The 17,486-nt window shown below is 49.8% G+C and carries 16 protein-coding genes; 10 read left to right on the top strand and 6 right to left on the bottom strand.

The genetic code is table 11. From position 1 onward, the window contains the following. Positions 1-137: 137 nt before the first annotated feature. Both BEL04_RS08915 and BEL04_RS08910 read left to right on the top strand, forming a co-directional pair. The gene (locus BEL04_RS08915; RefSeq protein ID WP_066002487.1) at positions 138-1,037 is read left to right on the top strand and encodes a GLPGLI family protein; all 900 of its coding nucleotides are present in this window, start codon (positions 138-140) and stop codon (positions 1,035-1,037) included. 2 nt (positions 1,038-1,039) lie between these two features. Then, the gene (locus BEL04_RS08910; protein ID WP_083227823.1) at positions 1,040-3,712 is read left to right on the top strand and encodes a carboxypeptidase-like regulatory domain-containing protein; all 2,673 of its coding nucleotides are present in this window, start codon (positions 1,040-1,042) and stop codon (positions 3,710-3,712) included. 302 nt (positions 3,713-4,014) lie between these two features. On the opposite strand, the gene BEL04_RS08905 is transcribed toward BEL04_RS08910, so the two are convergent. Beyond that, complete coding sequence (locus tag BEL04_RS08905) at positions 4,015-4,233, bottom strand: hypothetical protein (RefSeq protein WP_139112966.1); 219 nt, start codon at positions 4,231-4,233, stop codon at positions 4,015-4,017. A gap of 116 nt (positions 4,234-4,349) precedes the next feature. On the opposite strand from BEL04_RS08905, the gene BEL04_RS08900 reads away from it, so the two are divergent. The 8 genes from BEL04_RS08900 (at position 4,350) to topB (ending at position 11,417) form a co-directional block, all read left to right on the top strand. After that, the gene (locus tag BEL04_RS08900) at positions 4,350-4,634 is read left to right on the top strand and encodes a helix-turn-helix domain-containing protein (RefSeq protein WP_066002481.1); all 285 of its coding nucleotides are present in this window, start codon (positions 4,350-4,352) and stop codon (positions 4,632-4,634) included. Then, positions 4,631-4,939 (top strand): hypothetical protein, encoded by a 309-nt coding sequence (locus BEL04_RS08895; RefSeq protein ID WP_066002480.1) that lies wholly within the window; start codon positions 4,631-4,633, stop codon positions 4,937-4,939. Before BEL04_RS08900 ends, BEL04_RS08895 begins: the two co-directional genes overlap by 4 nt. Before the next feature lie 83 nt (positions 4,940-5,022). After that, the gene (locus tag BEL04_RS08890; RefSeq protein WP_066002477.1) at positions 5,023-5,631 is read left to right on the top strand and encodes a ParA family protein; all 609 of its coding nucleotides are present in this window, start codon (positions 5,023-5,025) and stop codon (positions 5,629-5,631) included. 64 nt (positions 5,632-5,695) lie between these two features. Further along, positions 5,696-5,950 (top strand): hypothetical protein, encoded by a 255-nt coding sequence (locus tag BEL04_RS08885; protein WP_066002475.1) that lies wholly within the window; start codon positions 5,696-5,698, stop codon positions 5,948-5,950. 135 nt (positions 5,951-6,085) lie between these two features. Then, a complete protein-coding gene (locus BEL04_RS08880) occupies positions 6,086-6,496 on the top strand; it encodes a plasmid mobilization relaxosome protein MobC (protein WP_066002472.1) in 411 nt (136 codons plus the stop codon). Next, positions 6,463-7,668 carry a relaxase/mobilization nuclease domain-containing protein gene (locus tag BEL04_RS08875; RefSeq protein WP_066002468.1) on the top strand — a complete coding sequence of 402 codons (1,206 nt, stop codon included), beginning with the start codon at positions 6,463-6,465 and terminating at the stop codon, positions 7,666-7,668. Before BEL04_RS08880 ends, BEL04_RS08875 begins: the two co-directional genes overlap by 34 nt. A 2-nt stretch (positions 7,669-7,670) precedes the next feature. Then, a complete protein-coding gene (gene mobC, locus BEL04_RS08870; protein WP_066002465.1) occupies positions 7,671-9,566 on the top strand; it encodes a conjugal transfer protein MobC in 1,896 nt (631 codons plus the stop codon). A gap of 57 nt (positions 9,567-9,623) precedes the next feature. Continuing rightward, positions 9,624-11,417, top strand: a complete 1,794-nt coding sequence (gene topB / locus BEL04_RS08865; RefSeq protein ID WP_066002462.1) for a DNA topoisomerase III — start codon at positions 9,624-9,626, stop codon at positions 11,415-11,417. Here the strand turns inward: topB and BEL04_RS08860 are convergent, their stop codons facing one another. From BEL04_RS08860 to BEL04_RS08840, 5 genes are all read right to left on the bottom strand, one after another. After that, on the bottom strand, positions 11,418-11,696 hold the full coding sequence (locus tag BEL04_RS08860) for a hypothetical protein (protein WP_066002460.1): 279 nt from the start codon (positions 11,694-11,696) through the stop codon (positions 11,418-11,420). Between the two features lie 77 nt (positions 11,697-11,773). Then, entirely contained in the window at positions 11,774-14,950 is a 3,177-nt protein-coding gene (locus tag BEL04_RS08855; RefSeq protein WP_066002457.1) for an error-prone DNA polymerase, read from the bottom strand. Beyond that, the gene (locus BEL04_RS08850) at positions 14,950-16,443 is read right to left on the bottom strand and encodes a DNA polymerase Y family protein (protein ID WP_066002455.1); all 1,494 of its coding nucleotides are present in this window, start codon (positions 16,441-16,443) and stop codon (positions 14,950-14,952) included. Before BEL04_RS08850 ends, BEL04_RS08855 begins: the two co-directional genes overlap by 1 nt. Before the next feature lie 3 nt (positions 16,444-16,446). Beyond that, complete coding sequence (locus tag BEL04_RS08845; RefSeq protein WP_066002451.1) at positions 16,447-17,160, bottom strand: ImuA family protein; 714 nt, start codon at positions 17,158-17,160, stop codon at positions 16,447-16,449. Between the two features lie 66 nt (positions 17,161-17,226). Further along, positions 17,227-17,463 carry a hypothetical protein gene (locus tag BEL04_RS08840; protein ID WP_066002448.1) on the bottom strand — a complete coding sequence of 79 codons (237 nt, stop codon included), beginning with the start codon at positions 17,461-17,463 and terminating at the stop codon, positions 17,227-17,229. Between the last annotated feature and the right edge of the window lie 23 nt (positions 17,464-17,486).

Here is a 17,486-nt window from a genome sequence, read left to right as displayed (position 1 = left end):
GATTAGGGTGTAAACTACGCTTTTTTGAAATCCCAAATAACAAATATCGCTGTTTCAACCGCTTAAAAATGGTGTTCGTACCAAAGTTTTTAGGAGCTGAGGTGTAAAAAATAGTATTGCTTAAAATTATTAGGAAGATGAAAAAGCAATTACTGATCACCGCAACCCTGGTGTTGGCGGTCGTCGCTGGCAGGGCCCAAAAAACGGATATCGCGCGAATGATGATCCATTACAAGTATTCGTGGGTACAGGACACCGCCAACCGGGCGCATCCCTTTACAGAAAACATGGTGTTGTACATTGGCAACAGCGACGGCGCCTACAGGAGCTATGATGCGGTCGTCTATAAAGCGCAGTTTAAGAAAGCGTTTGCCGAGGCTGTAGCAGCAAGTCCCGACGGGCGCCCGATGATCAACAGAAAGGGGGTGGGTACGCCCACCGAATATTATCAGTATCCGAATCAGAAAAAATTGGTCACCAAGGAAGACCTCTTGGTCAACAGCTATGCGGTCACAGGCCCGATGCCCGCCATTGAATGGAAAACCAGTGGTGACACGGCAACTTTCGGCGGTTTGCATTGCCAGAAAGCCACCGGTCATTTTAAAGGCCGGGATTATATCGTATGGTATTGCCCCGATCTGCCGGTGCATACGGGGCCATGGAAGTTGAACGGCTTGCCCGGCGTGATCGTAGATGCCCGCGACTCAAAAAATGAAGTGGTCTTTCAATTTGACGGGGTAGAGAAAACGATCCCTACGCCACCGAATAGCGGACCTGCGGTTGATGAAAAAGATGTACCCCCGATAGCGCGTGACCTGGATGATGACATGAATCTGATCGCGCCGCCGCCGAGGGCGATCAAAACCACGGAGAAGGAATTCGAGAAAGTGAAGGAGGCGTTGAGAAAAAACCCTAATGGTGTGCTGCAAGCGATGAACGCCGCTAATGGTCCTAAAGCGGATCATATTATGGTCAAGGCGGGCCCTGGTCCGGCCCGTCCGGTGATGAATAACCCGGTAGAATTACCTGAAAAATAAGCATGTGTCCTATCAAATTCTTCCTACTGCTACTATGCGGCATGGTGCTTTCTTCGCTCTGTTTTGCGCAGGGAAACATCCGGGGAACGGTTAAAGACAGTACCGGGAAAGCTGCACCGTACGCCACCGTCAGCCTGAAAAACAAGGCCAGCAACGCGATCGTCGCTTACACGACCACGGCTGATGATGGTACTTATACGCTGGCGTTTCCGCAGGGGCAACACCCGGATAGTCTTGCCGTAGAAGTGCGAAGCATGGGCTACAAAAACCAGGTCAAAGGCGTTACCAGTACGGGAACTGTTGATTTTGTACTACAGAATGCTGTAAACCAATTGCAGACCGTGGTGATCAAAAGCAGCCGGCCGGTCCTGCGTGTCAATGGCGATACGCTGAGTTACAAAGTATCCGAGTTTGCCAACCCGCAGGACAGGACCATCGGCGAGATCATCAAAAAACTGCCCGGCATCACCGTTGCCGCCGACGGGACGATCAGCTATAACAATAAGCCGATCAGTACGGTGTACATCGGTGGGGATAACCTGCTGGACGATAAATACAGCATCGCCACCAATACCATTCCGCAGGGCGTGGTTGACCAGGTACAAGTGCTGCAGAACAATCAACCGATTAAGGCATTGCAAAATAAGGTGATGAGCGATGACGTCGCTTTAAACCTAACCATTAAAAAAGGCGCGAAACTGCAGGTGATTGGCCAGGAAACCATCGGTGCCGGTTTGCCCGGTAATTATGATGTGGAGCTGAACGCGATGCTGTTCAAGGACAAATACAAGGCGATCAACTACCTGAACGGCAACAACATCGGTTATGACCTGACACAGGACCTGTTGTCGCACAATTCCAACGATTATATGCAGCGTATCGACAATAGCGTGCCGCCGGCGGTGCTTTCGCTCGGGCCGGTCAGTACGCCCGCTTTGGCCGGGAACCGCTACCTGTTTAACCAGGCAGGGATCTTAAACCTAAACAATTTGGTGAACCTGAACAAAGGTGTTCAGCTCAAACTAAATGCCTACTACCTGCACGATACGCAAAAACAGGACTACAGCCAGGGAACGACTGTTTTTTTGCCGAATGACACGGTACATTATTCCGAGACGCAGCATAACCGGTATGTGCCGGATATCGTTCATGCCGAATTTACGCTGAATGTGAACCAGGACAAAATCTACCTGAACGACGCGCTTTTGATGGATGCCAACCGCTCGGCCTGGAATTCGGACTTGAACACCAACAGCAGTTTGGTGGGGCAGAATTTTAAGGATAATGCGTTTAGCTTTTCTAATGAGTTCAACCTGATCAAGTCGTTCAAGTCTAACTATGTCATCCAGGCTTATTCTTATTTCAGCCATACGGCCGAGCCAGAGAACAGGGTAATTCAACCTAATTTCAACGACTCGCTTTTCAATCACCGCAATCCTTACGCCCAGTTGATCCAGAACGTCAATGTACCGACCTGGTACACCCACAATTATTTTTCCTTCAAGATCCCGGGGAATGTGATGACCAAAAGCTTCAGGGCGGGTTTTAGTATACAATCGCAAACACTGACATCGGGCTTAAACGTCGTTCAGAACAACAACAGCGTCCGCCTGGAGTCGGATAGCGCCGTTAACCACCTCAACTGGATGAAGAAAAAAGCTTATACCGAATTGGCTTTTGATATCCCGGGCGATAGACTCAAAGCGAATTTGACGCTGCCGCTCATTTTTCAGCAGATCAATTATTCAGATACCACTTATGCGCTTAACAAGAGCCTGACCCGTCTGTATGTTAACCCGCAATTCAGGATGAAATACCAGGTCGGCGCAGAAAACTACCTGAACCTGCTCTACAACTATCGTAACCAGGTGGGTACGATCGAAGATATTTACCAGGGCGAGATCCTGAAGGACTACCGCACGCTGCAGGCCAACAGCGCCGAGCTCACTTTACAGCAAACCCAGCAGGCGGGATTCGGGTTCAATTACCGCAAGGCGCTTACTTTACTGTTTGCCAGTGTGAATGTGATCTACAGTCATACCAGCGCCAATCAAATCGCCTCGAGCAGGATCAGCAACAGCCTGCAGGAGCGTGTAATGCTGCCTTATGCCAACAGTACGGACTCCTGGCTGTTCAGCGGTTCGGTCAGCAAATATTCAATTGCGCTCAGTACCACTTTCAGCGGGGGCATCCAATGGCAAAGCAGCCGGTCGGTTGAGCTACAGAATAACGCGTTGCTGCCCTTCAATACCGAGACTGAAAGCCTGAGCTTCGGTGCGGATACCAAAGTGACGGACCAAATTAATTTCAGCTACAAAGCTACGGGTATCCAAACCGCCAGCCACTCGGCGGCGGATGTATCGGCTTTTCATGTCGACCAATTGCAGCAACAGGCGTCGGTCAATTACAACCCTATGGATGAATTGCAGTGCAAACTATCCGGTGAACATTACTTTACCCGCCAGCAGGGCGACCCCGACCTGAAATACTTTTTTGCGGACGCATCGGCCAGATTCAGGATCAAATCATGGAAAACCGGTCTTGAATTGAGCGCTGTGAATTTTCTGAATGTAAAAACCTATAATGCACTGTACCTCTCGTCCAACACACTAACAACAAGCTCATATACCCTGCCTGGAAGAATTGTACTGCTCAAAGTCCAGTTTAATTTGTGATCAGTACAACCGCCAAAACGGAAATTCCCTTTCGGCAAAACGAAATAACCAAACAAAAAGGCTAAAAATGCCAAAAATATACAAGTTGGATAAACCAGAAACGTTGGTCCCTCATCGCCGATTTATTTACGGCGTTAAATAATTGAATATCAGCACCAAATGTGATCATTCCAGATTGGTCGAAAGGGGGCATTCAGATGTGGTTTATCTATGCTCTTCCAGAAACGCTCTAACTTAAATGACTATAATTATAGCAATCTGTAAATCTAAATTTATAGCAATCTACAGACTTCAATGTCCATTCAAATAAACACCTTACCCGACAAAAAAACGAACACCTGTTCATTCTCATTCCGCCAAATCTCCACCAGCCGACGCCGCTCCAAAGCATAAGCCGTCCGCCACTTCGCGCAGCCCTGGAAAAGCTCCACGCTCTTTCGCCAGCCAAGCAAATCCTCGTCCGTCAAATTTGATCTCAATTCATCCAGCATCGCCTGCAGTTTTACAGTTAGTCCCCTCATATCACAATAAGGCATGAAATAAACTCAAAAGGAAACAAAATCACACCACCTATGCTACAGGGTTGAAAATCACCCTTATCCATCCCGCAACTTTGTTGTCCCAAATACATCAAATTATGGAACAACGCAAAAATGTAACACGAGATCAACTCGTCACCGTAGGCGACCTTGCCGATATCAAAGACCAACTTTTGAACGAAATCAAAGGACTTTTGAAAGGCCACGGTTTCCAGCAAACCAAAAAATGGCTTAAATCTTTGGAAGTCCGAAAAATGCTTAACATCTCCGCAGGAAAACTCCAGTACTTACGTGACCGGGGGGAAATACCTTTTACCAAACTTGGCGGCATTACTTATTACGATGTCGACAAGATCACCAGTATGATGGAGACCGCAAGATGAATACGCTAAAAAGAAAAGCCAAACGGACGACCGCCCTGCAAGCCAGCAAACGGAAAGTCAAACCATCCACCCAGCAAGGCTTTGGCTACGAAATGCCGCCGGACCGGCAACTGATCGATATCTATTTCGACCAGAAAGGGCAGACCGAACAAGCCGCCGCATTTTACGACCATTACCGGGAAGCAGGGTGGTGCAGTCCGCAGGGCACGCCTTATCGCAACTGGAAAGTACTGGCCAGTGATTGGATCTTCAATTACCAGCAAGAGCAAAAACTCAAACAACGGCTCCGCGAAAACCATCGTTAAACCATCCCAAGTCTATAAATCTACATTTATAGACTTTTAAAAATACAGCAATATAGAATTGTAAACCCTTAGAAATTTATACCATGGCAAAGATCATCACTATCGCACACCAGAAAGGCGGCGTCGGCAAAAGCACATTGGCCATCAACCTGGCCTTATGTTTCCAGGATCAATTATCGATCGCGCTCGTCGATACCGACTTACAGGGTAGCTTGTATCATATCAAAGAGGACTTCCCCGAACTGTCTATCATTGGCCCCGACAAGCTAACCGCTATTCAGCAGCTCGATCACGACCTGGTCATTGTTGACACGCCGCCCTATCTTTCCAATAAGCTGCCCGAGCTTTTTCTCCATTCCGATTTTATTCTCGTGCCGACCAAGGCCGGCTTTTTTGACGTCATGGCGATCCGTTCTACTTTGGCACTGATCAAAGAAGCGCAGACGCAAGCACCGCACCTCAAAGCAGGTATCGTCCTGAACATGATCAAGCCGCGCTCCGGGTTAACCAAAGACATCGCAGCGCTGCTCGAAAGTATGGAAGTCCCCCTGCTCAAAACAAGGGTACACGACCGGGTCAGCATCGCCCGCTCGGCAATGACGACCGGTATCTTAAATGGTGGAGACCCGAAGGCTGCAGCCGAAATCATGGCACTCGCCGAGGAAGTCGTCGAACACATCAGCGCCGGGTAGAATTATAGCGATCTATAATTCTAAGATCATTGCGAACCCTTGTAGAAATCTATAAACATAGACCATGGAAGAATATCAAAACAAGCTTGGCAACCTCGCCCAAAAACTTAAAAAGGAAAGACCGAAAACGCCCATTCAGGAAGTCCAGCCCGTCAAGCAGCAGGCACTCAAAGATCCCGAAGTACAGTTCAATAACTGGATACCCAAGGGCCTCCTGAAACGCCTGAAAACTTTTGGCCTGGAACATGAGCAATCCTTGAAAGACCTCAACATCCAGGCACTCGAACTCTTTCTAAAAAGTAATACTAAAAATGAATAGCAGTAAAGACCGCCCGCTTCGCAGCAGTCAGCAAGATGTACGTTTGTATTACAAACGCATCTTGCCCTCCCTTCTCAGGTTCAGTCCGGGACCTGGGAAAAGCGCCTCCGAAGTCGGGCTTTTCAAACGCAACACATGGGAACGCCAGAAGATAACCGATCAAAAATCCTCCTCACCCGGCTCAAACCAGATGAATACGAACACCTGGAAAAACGCTTTAAAAAGACCCGTTTCCGCAAGCTGAGTGAGTACGTCCGCAGCGTACTTTTGGAGAAGCCGGTGACCGTCACCTATCGCGACAAGGCAATGGATGATGTGCTCGAAGAAATGATCCTGTTAAGGCGTGAGCTGAACGCCATCGGCAATAATTTGAATCAGGCCGTCCACCAGATCAATGCCGCGCATGGCGATGCAGACACCCGGCTGTGGGCGCATCTCCTCAGCACCGTCACCAGCAAGGTCGAACCGGCCATTAACCAGATCAAAGACAAGATGAACCAATACGCCGATATATGGTCGCAAAAATTAAGAGCGGCAAAAGCCTGACCGGCGCGCTCAATTATAACGAGAACAAAGTGAAACAAGGCAAAGCTCAACTCATCGGTGCGCCCGGTTACCCCAAAGAAATGAAAGACCTTAACTTTTATGATAAGCTCCAGCGACTGACCGATCTGGCAGAGGGTAACCAGCGCACGCGGACCAATACGGTTCACATCTCATTGAATTTTCCCAATGGCGAAGCCCTACCCACAGAAACACTGATGGATATCACCCGGGATTACATGACAGGCATTGGCTTTGATAATCAACCCTATTTGGTTTACCGCCACAGCGATGCCGGGCACCCGCATATCCATATTGTGAGCACCAATATCAAACGCGATGGCTACCGTATCAGCTTGCATTACCTCGGCCAAAACCAATCCGAAAAAGCCCGGAAAGCCATCGAGATCAAATATAACCTGACCAAAGCCGAAGATCAGCCCAAGCAAAAGCCGGATTTAAAGGCAGCACCTGCCGACTATGGCAATGCTGAAACCAAGCGCGTTATCACCAATATCGTGAACCAGGTGATCCGCACCTACAGATTTACCAGCATCCCCGAACTCAATGCCGTCCTTCTGCGATACCATATCCAGGCTGACCTGGGTTCAAAAGACTCACGGATGTTCGCCCGCGCGGGGCTGGTTTACTGGATACTCGATCAACAGGGTAACAAGATCGGAGTGCCGATCAAAGCCAGTAGTATCTATGGTAAGCCAACGCTGAAAATGCTGGCCGAAAAATTCAAACTGAACGCAGCCCTGCGTAAGCCGCTCAAGGATCAGCTCAAGCAAATCATCACCCAGGCATTGCAAAAAGCAAACGACCGCCAGTCCTTTGAAAAAGCCCTCCAAGCCCAAAACATCCAGGTCATCTTCCGCCGGAATGATGACGGCCGTATCTATGGTGCAACCTTTATCGACCATCAAAACAAAACCGTATTTAATGGCAGCGACCTCGGTAAAGAATTTAGCGCCAACCCGCTCAATGAACGCTTTAACGAACCCGAAAATCCTGCCGCTCAAAAAACAACTACTGCCGAGCAATCCCATCAGGAAAAATTCGATACCGGCACCAACTTACTGGACATCCTATTACAGCCTGACCGGGAAGATTTGGGCGCTTTGAACAAGATCAAGCGCGAACAAAGGAAACGCAAAGGACTCAATCTATAATTATGCAAACCGGAGAAAACGAACAAGCCCTCAGAAAGATCATCGACTTTACCAGACTGCTCAGCATCGCCATCCTGATCATCCATTTTTACCTCATCTGCTATCCTGTATTCGAGCAAGCGCACTTAACGCACAAAATCGTCAACCATGTTTTAGTGCCACTGTCCAAGATGGGTATTTTCAGCACGATGCTGACCGCCAAACTGACCGCGCTCGGCCTGCTCATCGTTTCCCTCATCGGCTCCAAAGGCAAACGTGATGAAAAGATCAGGGCCAAGACGATCATTACTTATGGCGTAACTGGGCTGCTCATTTATTTTGTCAGCGACTATCTGATCTATTGGCCCTGGCTTTATATCGGCGCGACGGCATTCGGCTATCTCTTATTCATGACCGGCGGCGCGCTATTATTCAGGATGCTGAAACTCAAATTAGGCGGGGATATTTTCAATAAAGAGAACGAAACCTTCCCGCAGGAAGAACGGCTATTGGAAAACGAATACTCCATCAACCTGCCAGCCAAATATCAATTAAAGGGCAAAGAACGGAATAGCTGGATCAATATCATCAATCCGTTCCGTGGCACCTTGGTCGGCGGCAGTCCAGGCGCGGGCAAGTCCTATTTCGTGATCCGGCACATCATCACCCAACATATCCGCAAAGGATTTAGTATGCTGATCTATGATTTTAAGTACGATGATTTGTCGAAGATAGCCTACAATGCGTTATTGAAACATGGCGGCCGCAAATTCTGCGTCATCAATTTCGAAAAGATCATGCACCGCAGCAATCCCCTGGAACCCGATACCATGACCGATATCACCGATGCGATGGAAGCCGCACGGACGATCATGCTCGGCCTGAACCGGGAATGGATCAAAAAACAGGGTGATTTTTTCGTGGAATCGCCCATCAATTTCGTCACCGCATTAATCTGGTTTTTAAAAAAGTATGAAGGTGGCCGGTACTGCACGCTGCCGCATGTGATCGAACTATCGCTGGTAGAATACAAAGACCTGTTTGCTGTATTGATCAGCGAACCCGAGATTGAAGTGCTCATCAACCCCTTTATTTCGGCCTGGAAAAACGAAGCTTATGAACAGTTAGAAGGGCAGATCGCCAGCGCCAAGATTAGTTTGGCCCGGCTATCATCACCCCAGTTATACTATGTATTAAGCGGCAATGATTTTTCCCTGGATGTAAATAACCCCGACGACCCCAAGATCATATGTTTGGCCAATAACCCGCAGAAGTCGCAGGTCTATGGCGCGGTACTTTCGCTTTATGTGAACCGCATCAATAAGTTGGTCAATCGCAAAAAACAGCAAAAGTGCAGCCTGATCTTTGATGAGTTCCCGACCATCTATTTTAATGGCATCGATAACTTGATCGCTACAGCCCGTTCCAACAAAGTCGCCGTGACGCTGGCCGTGCAGGACTACAGCCAGCTCAAAAAAGATTATGGCCGCGAACAGGCAGAGGTCATCATGAATATCGTCGGCAATATCATTTGCGGACAAGTGACCGGCGATACGGCCAAGCAATTGTCGGAACGTTTCGGCAAGATCAACCAGGTCAAAGAAAGCGTATCAATTAATGCGACAGATACTTCAGTTAGCAGATCGACCCAACTGGATTATGCCGTACCCGCCTCTAAAATTGCCGGGCTATCCTCAGGTGAGTTCGTCGGCATGGTCGCCGACGACCCGACCAACAAGATCGACCTCAAAACCTTTCATTGCCAGATACAAAACGACCATGAAGCTATAGCTGTCGAAGAACGGACTTACCAAGATATACCGCCCATACGTCAGCCGAGCACCACTGAGATCATCTCCACTTATCAGCGCATCAAGGAAGAGGTCAAAATGCTGGTCGAAACGGTCGCGCTGCCTTAGACTTATCCACACCCATTGTAGCACCTGTTCACGTTCACTACTTTCGCCCCAATCATTATGAAAGTTATCATTGCCGAAAAACCATCCGTAGGAAGAGAGATCGCCAAAGTATTTGGTGCCACGACCAAGCACGATGGTTATTTGGAAGGCAAAGGGTATACTTTTACCTGGGCGTTCGGGCATTTGTTGCAACTGGCCGCGCCACAGGAATACGGCTATTTTGGCTGGAGCGTACAAAACCTACCGATGCTGCCACCCAAGTTCAAACTGTCCATTCGTAAGAAAAATGGCAAAGATGATGAAGGTGCCAAAAAGCAACTGGAAGTTATCAAAAAGCTATTTGATGAAGCGACAGAGATCATTGTCGCGACGGATGCCGGGCGCGAGGGGGAACTGATCTTCCGGTATATCTATTACTTTTTAAAGTGTAAAAAGCCCTTCAAACGGTTATGGATATCCTCGCAAACTGACGAAGCCATTAAAGATGGTTTCAGGAATTTGAAACCGGGCAGCGATTACGATACCCTGTTCAATTCGGCGCATTGCCGCTCGCAGTCGGACTGGTTGGTGGGTATGAATGCGACTCAGGCATTGAGCCTGGCTTCAGGTAATAAAGGCGTTTTGTCTTTGGGACGGGTGCAAACCCCGACGCTAGCGATGATCTGCGCTCGCTATTTAGAAAACAAAAACTTCGTACCGGAGCTATACTATCAGGTGGCCATCCAACCAGCAAAAGATGGGCAGGCGTTTAGAGCTATTTCTGAAAAGAGTTATAAAACCAAAGAAGAAGCGCAGGCAATATTGGACGCTGTTGAAGCTACAGGTAACATCGCTGCTGTCGAAGCCAAACCCCGCAAGGAACCGCCACCGCTGTTGCACGACCTGAGCAGTTTACAGCAAGAAGCCAATAAACGCAAAGGCTTTACCGCCGATCAAACGCTCGGCTTATTGCAGAATTTATACGAAAGCAAGTTAGTCACCTATCCGCGTACCGGTAGCCGGTATATTGGTGACGATGTGTTTGCGACCGTGCCCGACCTCATTTCTAAACTAAGTCACCACCCGCAATTTGGAAAACAAGCGACATTGTTGAATGGCGCAAAACTCAGCAAACGCAGCGTTAATGCTAAAAAAGTTACCGATCACCATGCGGTATTAACTACCGGTGTAGCGCCTTACCAGTTAACGCCCGACCAGCAGGCCGTTTATGATATGGTCGCCGGACGTATGCTCGAAGCTTTTCACCAGGACTGTATCAAAGAGATCACTAAAATTACCGTGCTATCCGGCTCGAAGTTTACCGCAAGTGGTACGGTTGTCCAAACCGCAGGTTGGCGGGCCGTTTTTAATGACAAGGACGAAGAAAAGAAAGACGAAGAGAACGCCAGCTTACCCAAAGTCGTCAAAGGTGAAGACCTGCCGATCCTAAACAAAGCCATACTCGAAAAGCAAACCAAGCCCAAGCCACTCTATAACGAGGCCAGCTTACTGAAAGCACTGGAAACCGCTGGTAAGGAAATCGAAGATGAAGAGCTCCGTGAAGCGATGAAAGAAAGCGGTTTGGGTACACCGGCCACGCGCGCAGCGATCATTGAAACCTTGCTGACTCGGAAATACATCATCCGTGAAAAGAAGAACCTGGTCCCCACTGAAACCGGTTTGTCCGTTTACGGGATCGTGAAAGACCAGCGCATTGCCCAGGCAGAACTGACCGGTAATTGGGAAAAGCGTTTAGAAGAGATCCGCACCGGAGCATCGGTCAACGAGTTCCAGGAAGAGATCAAAGTCTATACGCGCAGCATCACCCAGGAATTATTACAATCCGGCAAGCTATTTAAAGCAACAGCCTGATTATTCGTGCACCAGATCGCCAATGGAAATATAGAATATACCGCATATTTCAGTCAGCGTTTCGGTGGTGAGCTCGCGGGCACCGGATAGCCAGTGGCGCAGTTCGTTCAGTTCTGCTTTGATGGACTTGCCGAACTGCAAGTTGTCCCAGCCTTTTTCGTGACGCAGCGTTTCGATGCGTTCCCGCAAGGCAGCGCGGTGTTCACTTAGTAACAAGTCTTTGGGGCGCAACTGTGCCACGATACGTACCAACAAAGCTGAAGTTTTTTCCGTTTTCATAAGCGCTGTCTTAAAGGTGAATGGTTAAATTAAGCAAAAAATAGGCCATCTGCAAGGGCTTAACACAATGATAACATTTAATGAAAATTACGTCCCTTGTGTATCGCGGTCTCCGCAGCTGATGTATAACGTCCATCATAATTGACCGGCTTAGTGGTTTCATCGCCGCGCATGAGTGTTTGAGGTAAAGAAGTTTCGGTCAAGGTGTTTAACAAGGCGGTCAGGTTATAGCATTTGCGCACCACCAGGTGTGTCACCCCATTGGCGATTTGTAGTTTACCAAAGACCATGAGCAGCTTGGATTGCACGATCTCTTTGCGGTATTGGTCAAAGAGTTTCTGCCAAACCACGAGGTTCGCGGAACCGGTTTCGTCTTCCAGGGTCATGAACAATACGCCTTTGGCCGTGCCGGGGCGCTGACGAACGGTGATCAGGCCGGCCAGACAAACGCAATCGCCATCTTTGTAGCGGGCCAGGTCGCTTACTTTGACATTGCGCAGGTGGGATAGTTGGGGACGTATCAGGTGCACGGGATGGTCTTTAAGTGACAGGCCGGTCGAGATATAATCCTGCACGACATGCTCTCCTTGGGTCATGAGTGGTAAGGGTACGGCATCTTCCAACGCGGTTTCAGATACCTGTCCGTCGAATAAGCCGATGGGACGGTCTGCCAGTGCAGATACTTCCCAAAGTGCCAGGCGGCGGTCGGTGCCCAAAGATCGAAATGCATCGGCATCGGCCAGTTTTTCCAGCGCAGCTTCAGGTACACCGACTGAACGCAATTGATCAATATGTGTATAACCATTATTACGCATGACCGTTAGGGTGAGCATATCTTCTTCTCTCAGGCCTTTGACTTGCCGAAAGCCTAAGCGAACCGTTCCCTGTTGCTCGATTGTATTATCCCACTCCGAATAGTTGACGTCGACCGGCAAAACCTTTACCTGATGACGTTGTGCATCCTGCACGATCTGGGCGGGTTGGTAAAAACCCATGGGTTGGCTGTTCAGCAGCGCGGCACAGAAGACGTCGGGATAATGGTATTTGAGCCAGCAGGAAATATAGACCAGTAAGGCGAAGGATGCGGCATGGCTTTCGGGGAAGCCGTAACCCTCGAAACCTTGTAACTGTTTGAAGATGCGGCGGGCAAAGTTTTCCTCATAGCCGCGTTCGACCATGCCCTTGACCAGCTTGGTCTCATAAATGTGCAGCTTGCCATTGGCTTTGAAGGAGGCCATACTGCGCCGTAACTGGTCGGCTTCCGCTGGCGTAAAACCGGCCGCGACGATGGCGATCTCCATCGCCTGCTCCTGGAATAAGGGTACGCCCAGCGTCCGACCCAATATCTCTTCCAGTTCTTTCGATGGATAGCTCACCGGCTCCTCGCCGTTACGGCGGCGCAAATAGGGATGCACCATATCACCCTGTATCGGGCCGGGGCGCACGATGGCCACTTCGATCACCAGGTCATAAAATGTGCGGGGTTTTAAACGCGGCAGCATGGACATTTGCGCGCGGCTTTCGATCTGGAATACGCCGATGGTATCGGCTTTACAGATCATGTCGTAGACCAGTGGATCGTCCTGCGGTGTATTCGCCAAAGTAAGTTTGCGGTCATAGTGTTTGAGCACGAGTTCAAAGGCTTTGCGGATCATGGTCAGCATCCCTAAGCCAAGCACATCGATCTTGAGGATACCGAGGTCTTCCAGGTCATCTTTGTTCCATTCGACCTGGGTGCGGTCGACCATGCGGGCATTTAGGACCGGGCAAAAGTCGGATAGTTCCCCTTCGGTAATGACGAAGCCGCCGGTATGCTGGCCCAATTGGCGGGGAAAGCCCATCAGTTGGGTGGTCAGTTCCAATACTTTACGGGTGACCGGGTCATGCAGGTTCAGGCCCTGATCACGCAGGCGCTGCTCATCAAACGCCTCCTCCTGCCAATCCCAAATGGTCGCGCCGATGCGTTTGATGGTATCTTCGGACAAGCCCATCGCTTTACCCACATCGCGGATAGCGCCTTTATGCCGCTCCTGGGTGACCGTCGCGACGATGGCGGCGCGGTCACGGCCGTAGTCTTCGTAGATGAACTGGATGATCTCCTCGCGGCGTTCATGCTCGTAATCCACGTCAATATCGGGCCATTCGTCCCGGGCTTCGGACATAAAGCGGGAGAACAGCAAACGGAACTTGGAGGGGTCGATGGCCGTAATACCCAAACAGAAACAAATGGTCGAGTTCGCTGCCGAACCCCGGCCCTGGTGCAGGATTTCCAGGTCTTCGGCCTTTTGCGTGATCTTGTAGACCCGCAGGAAATACCAGGCCAGGCGTCGTTTGGTGATAAAAGCCAGCTCGAATTCGATCTGCCGGCGATGCTTGGCCGGAACCGGGTCGCCGAAGCATTCTTTAGCGCGTTCCCAAACCAGTTTTTCGAGCTGTTGTTGCCGGGTCAGTCCATCAACGAACATTTCTTCGGGTTCCAGGTATTTAAGCTGATCGAGCGAAAAATGACAAGAATCCGCGATATGTTGAGCGTTAGCTATTGCTTCGGGATAGGCGCGGAACAGGCGGTGCATCTCGTCGATGGGTTTTAAGAAACGCTCGGCGTTAGGGTGCAACCGATAACCGGCGGTATGAATGGTGCATTTCTCCCGGACGCAGGTCAAAATATCCTGTAATTCGCGCCGTTCGGCAATATGGTAATAAACATCGCCGGTAGCGACCAATGGGATGCCTGTTTCGGTGAGTCGGTACAGTCGTTTGGCATCCTGGCCCAAATAGTTGAAAGAAAAAGCGATATATAAATTAGCTAAGTGTTGTTTATACTCGGCTACATCGCGTAAAAAGCACTCATCAAACTCAAAACGGCTGTTCAGCCGGTCTGGCGGTACCACTACAAAAAAACTGCCGGTGCTGTGCGCATAGACGTCTTTTTTATAGAGTTCGCATTTTCCTTTTTCAGTGCGCAGGTTACCTAAGGTCAATAGCGCCGACAAGCGTGCATAGGCATCGATATCCATGGGGTAAGCCAGTAAACTGGTGCCGTCCACGAGGTCGAGGCGGCAGGCCGGGATGAACCGAACATTTGAACGTTTCGCGGCCATATGTGCCCGGACGATTCCGGCAAAAGAATTACGATCAGTGATGGCGATCGCGGAATAACCAAGGGCCACCGCTTGCTCTACCAGTTCATGGGGATGCGAACCGCCGCGCAGGAAGCTGAAATTGGAAGTGGCTTGTAATTCGGCGTATTTCATCAGGCAAAATATCCATGTAAATACCATTGGGCATCGGCACTATCGTAATGTCCCGAACGGTACACCCAGTAACGGCAGCCTTCGCTGTCTTCCAGGATATAATAATCCCGGTGCTCTCCGCTGTCCTGCCACCATTCCCGCCCGATACGTTCCGGGCCATCTGCTTTGGCGATATCATGCCGTTTGCCTTGATGTACAAAGAGCTTGGGCGGGTGATCAGGAACAAGCGCCATCACTTCGATGATTTCAGGTGGATTGATGAGGCGGATGGGACGTGGTAATTCCGGCCAGGTTGTTTGGGGCTGTTCGCTGAGCGAGGTGGCTAACTTAATTGAGCGTTCGGGCCAATGGTTTTCAGAAGGCAGAAAACGCTGGATGGTATGGGCGCCGACTTTACCAGCAATACGATCAAGCAATTCTGCGAGTGAATTATCCGCCAGCCCTTTGGCTTCTGCCCAAAGCTGTTCCTGGACCGTATCCATCTCTTCTACGTTCGGGGTTTCCAGTACAAAAAGCTCGATACCCAGCGCAGGTTCGATCTTGTCGATCTGTAGTTTGAATAATCTCAATAAATGGGAAACGCTATGCGAACCTTTAGTGGTCGTAATACCGACCTGTACTTTACGGCCATCAATACGATGACATTTTAGAATGGCTTTGCGCACACCCAGGCCTTCGGATTGCAGGCGTAAGCAAAGCATTTCCAGCAGCTTTTCCATGGCGATCTCAATACCCGGCGCGGTACGGATGGGTTCGAGGCATGGCAGACGTTCGATATAAGGCACAGGCGGCACTAATGCTTCGCGGTATTCTTCCACTCGGCCTAAGGCCTGGTCTATGCGGAGCAGCATTTGTTGGCCAAAACGGCGGCGTAAGGCCTGTGGTGCGGTTTGTAACAAGGGTTGGATATTTCTAAAGCCGAGTTTTTTTAAGAGCTCGAGGCTTTCCGGCTCCAGGCGTAAAGCCGCTGGTGGTAAGCCTGCAAGTGCCTCAGCTTGTGAGTTAGATGGTACAATAGGTTTTTTTTGTGCGAACCTTGCGACTGCCCAAGCCGCTCCCGGCGTATCGGCAATCGCAGCGCGGGCGTCAAAACCTGCCGCCCGTAATTTCAGAACGATCTCGGTCAGGTAGCCGCGTTCGCCTCCCCATAAATGTGCGCAACCGGAAATATCCAATAGTAATCCGTCCACATCCAAGGAAACGATGGGCGTATAACGGATGCAACCCAGACCGATCAGGCGCAATAGTTTTGTGGCCTGGCCGGGCACTTCGTCAATCACGACAAGTTCCGCAAATGCGGCCCGGGCATCCGCAACAGCCATACCTACAAAAGCACCTTCACGCTCCGCTAAGGGACTGGAGGCGGTAATGATGATCCTGTTTTTAACCGGTGCGGCCAATACAAAAGGCAGGTCCTTCAATTCGGGCCGCCGCCGCGCCAGCCCGTCCGTCAGCAAGTGCCGGAACCAGATGGACATGAAACGTTTTTGCATCGCTCAACCTACCTGCCTTTCTTCGATCCGTATCTCCTCAACGGGTACAAATCGTTTTTCCTGCCATTCCAATTGAAAACGTCCCGTTTGCCCATTCCGAACTTTCAGCAAGTCGACCTGCCACCGTAAAAAACCTAAACCGGGTAAGCCTCCAAGATCAGTACTGGGTAAAGGCTGTACTTGCCAGCGTGCAGCACTGGCCGTTGAACTCAGTTTACCGGCGTTACGTAATACAAAGCCGGTTACTCTACTATTTTCCACCGCCCGCTGAAAACGCTGCGATTGTTTAAAGTCCATTTGGCGCAATTCACAAACGACCGCGGTGAGGCCGGGGCATTTCAGTGCTTCTTCCATCACCCAAAGCGCGTCTTTATCTTTCTGCAAACTGATAAAGATCACTTGGTGCGGTTGTACCCCAAAAGCCGCCAACCCTGGAGCGAATAAACGATGCGCCCTGCCTATCCAGACACAAACCCCGCCTTGCTGCATTAATAAAGATAGGATGCCGCTGATGAAGCCGCCCGAAGCGGCAGCTTGTTCCGTTGTGGCGCAAACCAGTTCATGCACACAATTTTTGGGAAATATCTTATTGGGAAATACCTGTTCCAGTTCCCCGAGGCCCAATACGCCGCGTTGGCCGGCCACGGGCGGTTTATAACCTTCCCATTGCAGTAGTTCCTGCCGCAGTTTGCTGATGACCTGTTGTTTGCTTTCCATCGTGTAAAAAGGACTACAAACATAATGCTAAAAATATTAGTATTTGCAATAAATCTCCAGAATTTTTTACATGGCCGAATTGCTTAGAGCGGCGAGTTTTTCAGCAATCATACGCAGCAGACCGACGTCTACCGGCCCAGTACCTAAGGCGCGGTAGCCGCCTTCTTCATCCGGTTCAAAGATGATGGTCGTTTCGCCGATCAGGACAGCGATGCGGTGGGTATAGCCATAGCGTTCAAAACGGGCTTTCAGCTCCAGTTCTTCGCCTTTATAAATGACTGGTAAATTAAATGTCTCGTTCATGATCTTTGGCTTCGAATATAAGA

This window comes from Mucilaginibacter sp. PPCGB 2223, from assembly GCF_001705515.1.
Lineage (GTDB): Bacteria > Bacteroidota > Bacteroidia > Sphingobacteriales > Sphingobacteriaceae > Mucilaginibacter.
Note: the sequence above shows the minus strand (reverse complement) of the source record. Positions and strands in the feature narration are given on the sequence as shown.